This is a genomic window from Leptothoe sp. PORK10 BA2, from assembly GCF_034932105.1.
Classification (GTDB): Bacteria; Cyanobacteriota; Cyanobacteriia; order Phormidesmidales; family Phormidesmidaceae; genus Leptothoe.
On the sequence record NZ_JAYGIG010000186.1, the window covers coordinates 1 to 6,109 of the forward strand.

The following is a 6,109-nucleotide window of genomic DNA, read 5'->3' on the forward strand; positions in this document are numbered from 1 at the left end:
GGAGGCGAAGAATATACCTCAAGTGTTACGACACCGTTGTGCCTATTTGAATGGGCAATTTTCGACGGTATCCTCACTTTCTTAGCAAAATGAGTAATAATACTCATCGCAAAAGTGAGATGCACCCGATAATTGTCCATATAGTACGCTCATATTGGGTGGATATATAGAACGTTTCGGTATATCTTCCAAAATTTTATAGCCAGAGCTAACTAGGTAACGCCACAGTCAGTACATGCGATCTACCTTGCCTATTGATGGAAACTCGACCTAGAAAATGACTCGATCAAGTTCGGGATCAAATCCGGCTTAAGCACTATTCCTATCGCACCGAGCAAACCTACGTCTATTAGATTCGAAGCTAAATGGACTTATGTTTAGATATGGCAACTTTTCATGAATGGAGAAATCACGTAAATAGAATCCGAACCCCGAACAGGAACCACAGCCCAAAAAGGAGCAGGGAACTGGCGGCATAGACGGTAAACCGATGCAAGACTTTGTTGTAGGTGCAGTGAATCACGCTATGGGCAACTCGTAGCAACACATAAAGCCAGCTTAAGCCAACAAACATCGCTGTGACCGATTGGGTGACAAAAATAGTCAGGCAGAAGGCATAAAACAGAACCGGCATCTCGAATAAATTTTTGAAGTTGTCAGCCGCATTTGTATTTTTCATCCGTTCCGCCATTTGTCGAGAGGTGGATATGTCTTGAGGTGATATCTGACGGCTGCGTAGTTCGCTAAGGCGATCGATGTAAAGTCGCACCCAGACGGCGGCAACTAGGGCAATCATCGCCAAGAGAGGGGGGAAAATCATTGTTTGGGGCATTGTGTTACCAACTTACAATCAACGGTAATTCGGGTTGAAAGTCCATCCGCTGTTCTTGAACCTCCCCATTAAAACCCAGTTCAAGACACCAGTCTATTCTCACTCGCAGCCGAACAAGCTGGGCATCTTACAGGATTTTCAATTCTGTCGATAATGGTATCATCACTGAGCTGACAATAGGTTTTGCTACTGAAAAAGTAAACCGAGTCCGAGGGTCAACAAACTGGCTGTCAGGGCGATCGCACCGAGGTAGATCAACAGGATAAATCGAGTGGGTTTAGTGCCTTCGCGGGGTGCAGCGCCAAAAAAGCCTGCTGAGATCAGGATGGGGGCACTTGCAAAACCAACCCGGAGCAATAGTTGAATCGCGGTGCTCAATTGAGTTGCTTCGATCACGAGCTGCGCTATCAGCGCCAGTAACACCAAGACACCCGCATGGGCATGTCCTGCACGGTAGTAAGAACGCTGTAGTTCAGTGCGAATCACTTTGACTTTGCCCATCTGTGTCAGCAAGAAATACCCGCCATATTGGATCGTCGGCACCGTTAGTAAAATTAATGCGATCGCAATTCTTGTGGCATCACTTAGTTGCATAATCTCTATCTCCTATAAATTTCTCTTTTTCTTGTTCAGTTTCTGCTTGAAGATAGTGCCGATACCAGACAATGGTCTTGCGGAGTGCCTCGCGGTGAGGCGTAGAAATATCCCCAAAAGCCTTGACAAACTTAGAGCTATCCACAATAAATGGACGCTCAAATTGATACATCATCTCAATGGACTCTGCAGCTTCGGGAATAAACAAACCACCCATCCGCATCATCCATTTGCCCATGCCATTCATTTTTGGCGGTAAATTCAACTCTGCAAAGAGAAGATTTAACATCTCCCTAGTCGAGATCGTTTTGGCATTGGGAACATGCCAAACTTGCCCGATCGCCGCTTCATGCTCACCTAAAATCACCATCGCCTTTGCCAGATCGCCAATGTAGGTGTAGGTGTGAGGCAAATCCAAGTTACCGATTGCTTCAGCAGTCTTACCTTGAATCGCTGGAATAAAGACACGAGCGCCTAATACAGAATTGAGAACGCCTTCGCCATAAAAATCAGCAGCCCTGGCAATCACCACTTTTGCTTTGCCAGCACGATAGGCGGACATCAGGGTTTCGGCCAGTTGTGCCCGCATCTTGCCTTTGTTGGTTGTTGCCGCATAGGGCAAAGCTTCGTGCATCGGCCCTTGGACTGCACCATAGCCATACAGACTATCGCCATAGATGAGCTTGGCTCCACTTGCGATCGCACCAGCCAGAATGCCTTGCTGCAAGGGCGGAAATTCCGTTGCCCAATCCTTAAAGCGATACCTCGGCCCTGCGCAGTGATAAATCACCTCTGCGTTTTGGCAGACCTGTTGCGTAAAGCGTGGATCGGTCGCGTCACCCGTCACTAACTCCACCCCCAGAGGTAGCTCTACCGCCTTGCCTCGCTTCACCATCCGTACTGGTTTACCCTGGGCGCTCAGGTAATGGGCGATCGCCCTTCCCAATGGCCCTGCACCAAAAATAAGCTGAACTTTTTGCTGTGAAGTGTTCATAATTTCATCCTTTGATCTTGTATAATCAATTAGTTGACTATAGCTGACATCATATAGTCAACTAATTGATTATGTCAACCGAGCGGAGGATTTCTGGAGAATGGCACTAGCCCATGCAATTTTGGCAACGCTACTGGATAGCTCCCAGAGTGGATATGACCTGAGAAAATGCTTTGAAGGGTCGGTTGGCTTTTTCTGGCAAGCCAGCTTTCAGCAGATCTACCGCGAATTGGGGAAACTAGAGGAGCAAGGATTAGTGCAAAGTGAGGCGATTGCTCAACAGGGCCGCCCAGATAAAAAAGTTTTCGCAGTCACAGCAGCAGGCGAAGCGTTTCTACAAGCATGGATACGAACCCCTTGCGAAATGGCACCCATACGCGATGATCTGCTGGTAAAAATGTTTGCAGGATTCTTGGTACCTAAAGTAGAAATGCTCGCAGAACTCAAGGAGCATCGATCGCTCCATCAGGAACGCCTGGCCATTTATCAACAAATTCAACGCAATGCTTATGCAAATCCCGAGAATCTATCGGAGAAAGAACTATTTCGCTATTTAACGCTCTGCGGTGGCATTCAATATGAGCGGGGCTGGCTGAAGTGGTGTGAGGAGGCGATCTCAATGCTCACCAAATATTCAGCCAGTTCAGTTAACCCTCAATAGCTACCTTACGGTCTAACGTTACCCATCCCCTGCTGCAGATTATCTCTGCAGCATAACCGATTACATTGTGAGCGACTTAAACTGCTTGCTGGTGATTGTTAAGGCCATCTCCTCCAGCAACAATACCACCATCCACTGGGAGGATCACCCCTTTTGCCCAGCCTACATTTGTCAAATAGAGAACGGCATCGGCGATATCTTTAACCAACCCGACCGAGAGAATGCTACTGAATGCCTTGCCGAAATTCTTTTACAGGCACTCCAGCAACACCCCAATCTTCAGTCGCAACTTCATCAATGACAACGAATGTCGTTGCGGGTGTTTTATTTAGAACACGCACCAAAAGTTCTGTTACACCTTTGATGAGTTCAGCTTTTTGCTGTGCTGTTGCGCCTTCGCGAGTGATTTTGATATTGATATAGGGCATGGTTTGACCTCCTGCTAATTTTGGCTTGTTGGCAATATTGCCTTGTCCGCATGGATTGTGTAGTGAAAGACTTTGGCAATGATTTTCCATTCGCCCTCAATCTGAATGAGGGTAAGGAGATCGATAAAATCTTTGCCTAGCATGGAAGAACGCATTCGGGCGATCGCCATTACAGCCCCTGTCACCTCGATCGAATCGATCGAAAATGTATATGGATCGCCGGAAGATTCTGGGGAAGTTCGTTGCTCAACGATTGGGAAATAGGAATTCATATCCAGATGTAATAGTTCTCCACTAGATGCCGTGAAGTATTGAGCACTGGCATGAAACACGGTTGCCAAAAGGGCTGTATCACAACGATATAAAGCGTCGTAATATCGCTTGAGCAGATCAACAATCGCGAAATATTCAATGCCGTAAACCTGTTTATCCACCGCATAGACCTGTGCTTGATTCATCGTTCCTCCGTGCTTCGGGTGATCACAGCTTGAAGCCCACACTTTGACCATAACTCTTCACTCAAAAAAGATAAAGCTCGATTTAGTTGAATAACTTTTCACCTATAGTGAATAATACAGATAGCGAGATGGATCATTTGGCAGGTAATTTTCTATGGACAAATTAGTTGCTCTGATCGTCTTTAGACGGGTCGCTGAGTTGGAGAGTTTTAGCCGTGCAGCAGACGCGCTGAACTTATCAAATGCAGCCGTCAGTAAAAATGTCCAGGAACTGGAAAAAGCACTGGGAACCCAGTTGATCCATCGCACCACCAGACGTTTGAACTTGACTGAAGCCGGACGACTCTATTTTCAGCGAGTTTCCTCGATTCTGGATGAGCTGGAAAGTGTTGAAGAAACTGTTTCCGATCTCTCAGTCAAACCCCATGGAATGCTTCGCGTGACAGCACCCATGTCTCTGGGTTTAACCCATGTGGCAACCGCGATTTATCAATTTCAATCCATTTATCCAGATATACAGATCGAACTCATCCTCAACGATCGCTATGTGGATCTTATTGAGGAGGGATTTGATGTGGGGATCAGAGGGGGTGGATTGGTCAACGATAATAGTCTGGTCGCACATCGAATCGACGATATTCAACGCGTCGTTTGCGCGTCACCAGCATATCTGAAGCAGTATGGCGAACCCCAATCGCCACAGGATCTAAGGCAGCATCGTTGTGTGGTTTACACGCTAGCGCGATCGCCCCATGAGTGGAGTTTTTGGCGCGGTCAAGAAACAGTATCCGTGCATGTTGATGGCTCTTTAAAAGTGAACAATAGCCTCGCTGCCAGTCAAGCTGCTGTTGCGGGACTCGGTTTGATTTTCTTGCCCCTGTTCACAGTCTTAGATGGATTGGAACGTGGAATGCTGAAAACTGTTTTGACAGAATGGTCTACGGAACCTTTGACCCTGTATGCGATTTACCCAAAACATCGCCAGGATTCTAGAAAACTTCGAGTATTCATCGACTTTATATCGGAGGCTCTTGCATCAATTACTGCCAGACTTTAACCTTTAGCAAGCCAACAGAAATGCCGAGTTTTGCGCGCTGACCCAGCAAAGTAGTCGATAGTGAATTTGGCCATAAAGGCGCGTTTGCAAGCACCCGGCAGCTTCTGAGCGGCATCTTGAATCGTCGCTTTGACAAGGCTTTCCAGCATCAGCAATCTTCACAGCCAGCAGGCACAGGTGTTCACCATACTTATCCTAAAGGTCGGTACTCTATTTAGTTGCGTACTCCTAACGTGTGACACACCAGCAGGTGACCCAGGCTCAAGCTATAGACACGATCGTGCTGATAGTTTGAGATCAACGTAACCACAGAGTACCTGTATGTACCGGAATAGTATTTGCCTTGCCGTGGGTCTGGGATGCCTGGGCATGGTGGCCCAGGCGCTGGCCTGTGTGCCGCAGATCCCCACAGACTCTGCCCCCAACAGCGCTACTCCCCCTGAGGCTCCAACTCAAACCCTGCCCATCGTGATTGCTCCCCTATTGCCACCGTTAACCCAGGCGGCGGGGCAGTCTCTGGAGGCAGAAGTGTTGACAGGGATGTACACCTGGTTTGCGTTGGCGGGGTTGGATAAGGTGCCTGCGCCTCCCAGCTATTCTGAGGCGTTGCAGGACTACCGCGCGGCCTGGAGTGCCATCCATGCGGATGTTGCCAACTTTTTGGGTTATTGGCATAACGACGAGGGCTATCCCTATAGCCTCAGCGTTTTCCCTAGCTTTACCCCAGGGCAGTTGTGCATTCTGGAGTTCCAACCAGAATGGAGCCTCGACATCCTGAACGAGGAAACGGGGGAAACTGTCAAGGATGTGATCAGTCCCGAGATCCTATCTTTTTCAGTGGCAACGGTGGAGCAGGGGATGCTCCGGAGCAGCCAGGTGCGATCGCAAGGTTCCGCTATGTTAGTCACCCGCTATGCTGGGGGGGAAGCCTACTCGGTGGTGCTGTGGGCAGTGGAGGACGGGCGTAACCGGTGTTCCTCGGCCATCAGTAAAGGGGCTGAAGTATTGTCAGTTGGAGGTTGTAGAGCATCAAGCAGGAAATAGGACTAGAGTTGGAATATGAACGCCAATCTAGTCCCAACAAT

The 6,109-nt window shown here is 48.2% G+C and carries 9 protein-coding genes; 3 read left to right on the plus strand and 6 right to left on the minus strand.

The genetic code is table 11. The features are described 5' to 3' along the window. Window positions 1-409 precede the first annotated feature (409 nt). The 3 genes from VB741_RS25755 to VB741_RS25765 all read right to left on the minus strand — a co-directional run bounded on the left by VB741_RS25755 (window position 410) and on the right by VB741_RS25765 (window position 2,420). Window positions 410-832 (minus strand): MAPEG family protein, encoded by a 423-nt coding sequence (locus VB741_RS25755; RefSeq protein ID WP_323368089.1) that lies wholly within the window; start codon window positions 830-832, stop codon window positions 410-412. Window positions 833-1,018: 186 nt separating this feature from the next. Continuing rightward, window positions 1,019-1,426: a hypothetical protein gene (locus tag VB741_RS25760; RefSeq protein WP_323368090.1), complete on the minus strand. Its 408-nt coding sequence runs from the start codon at window positions 1,424-1,426 to the stop codon at window positions 1,019-1,021. Continuing rightward, a complete protein-coding gene (locus VB741_RS25765) occupies window positions 1,413-2,420 on the minus strand; it encodes an NAD-dependent epimerase/dehydratase family protein (RefSeq protein WP_323368091.1) in 1,008 nt (335 codons plus the stop codon). Before VB741_RS25765 ends, VB741_RS25760 begins: the two co-directional genes overlap by 14 nt. A gap of 100 nt (window positions 2,421-2,520) precedes the next feature. On the opposite strand from VB741_RS25765, the gene VB741_RS25770 reads away from it, so the two are divergent. After that, complete coding sequence (locus tag VB741_RS25770; RefSeq protein ID WP_323368092.1) at window positions 2,521-3,081, plus strand: PadR family transcriptional regulator; 561 nt, start codon at window positions 2,521-2,523, stop codon at window positions 3,079-3,081. 76 nt (window positions 3,082-3,157) lie between these two features. Here VB741_RS25770 and VB741_RS25775 read toward each other — a convergent pair whose 3' ends face one another. From VB741_RS25775 to VB741_RS25785, 3 genes are read right to left on the minus strand one after another with little or no spacing between them, the layout of a single operon-like run. After that, complete coding sequence (locus VB741_RS25775) at window positions 3,158-3,289, minus strand: hypothetical protein (protein ID WP_323368093.1); 132 nt, start codon at window positions 3,287-3,289, stop codon at window positions 3,158-3,160. 16 nt (window positions 3,290-3,305) lie between these two features. Beyond that, on the minus strand, window positions 3,306-3,509 hold the full coding sequence (locus tag VB741_RS25780; protein ID WP_323368094.1) for a tautomerase family protein: 204 nt from the start codon (window positions 3,507-3,509) through the stop codon (window positions 3,306-3,308). Window positions 3,510-3,523: 14 nt separating this feature from the next. Then, on the minus strand, window positions 3,524-4,018 hold the full coding sequence (locus tag VB741_RS25785) for a nuclear transport factor 2 family protein (RefSeq protein ID WP_323368095.1): 495 nt from the start codon (window positions 4,016-4,018) through the stop codon (window positions 3,524-3,526). A gap of 103 nt (window positions 4,019-4,121) precedes the next feature. On the opposite strand from VB741_RS25785, the gene VB741_RS25790 reads away from it, so the two are divergent. Both VB741_RS25790 and VB741_RS25795 read left to right on the plus strand, forming a co-directional pair. Then, on the plus strand, window positions 4,122-5,024 hold the full coding sequence (locus tag VB741_RS25790; protein WP_323368096.1) for a LysR family transcriptional regulator: 903 nt from the start codon (window positions 4,122-4,124) through the stop codon (window positions 5,022-5,024). A gap of 321 nt (window positions 5,025-5,345) precedes the next feature. Further along, a complete protein-coding gene (locus tag VB741_RS25795; protein WP_323368097.1) occupies window positions 5,346-6,068 on the plus strand; it encodes a hypothetical protein in 723 nt (240 codons plus the stop codon). Window positions 6,069-6,109: the final 41 nt, after the last annotated feature.

Coding starts and splice junctions, on each gene's coding strand:
- VB741_RS25755 (WP_323368089.1), bottom strand. CDS start 832: ATGCCCCAAACAATGATTTTCCCCCCTCTCTTGGCGATGATTGCCCTA.
- VB741_RS25760 (WP_323368090.1), bottom strand. CDS start 1,426: ATGCAACTAAGTGATGCCACAAGAATTGCGATCGCATTAATTTTACTA.
- VB741_RS25765 (WP_323368091.1), bottom strand. CDS start 2,420: ATGAACACTTCACAGCAAAAAGTTCAGCTTATTTTTGGTGCAGGGCCA.
- VB741_RS25770 (WP_323368092.1), top strand. CDS start 2,521: ATGGCACTAGCCCATGCAATTTTGGCAACGCTACTGGATAGCTCCCAG.
- VB741_RS25780 (WP_323368094.1), bottom strand. CDS start 3,509: ATGCCCTATATCAATATCAAAATCACTCGCGAAGGCGCAACAGCACAG.
- VB741_RS25785 (WP_323368095.1), bottom strand. CDS start 4,018: ATGGTCAAAGTGTGGGCTTCAAGCTGTGATCACCCGAAGCACGGAGGA.
- VB741_RS25790 (WP_323368096.1), top strand. CDS start 4,122: ATGGACAAATTAGTTGCTCTGATCGTCTTTAGACGGGTCGCTGAGTTG.
- VB741_RS25795 (WP_323368097.1), top strand. CDS start 5,346: ATGTACCGGAATAGTATTTGCCTTGCCGTGGGTCTGGGATGCCTGGGC.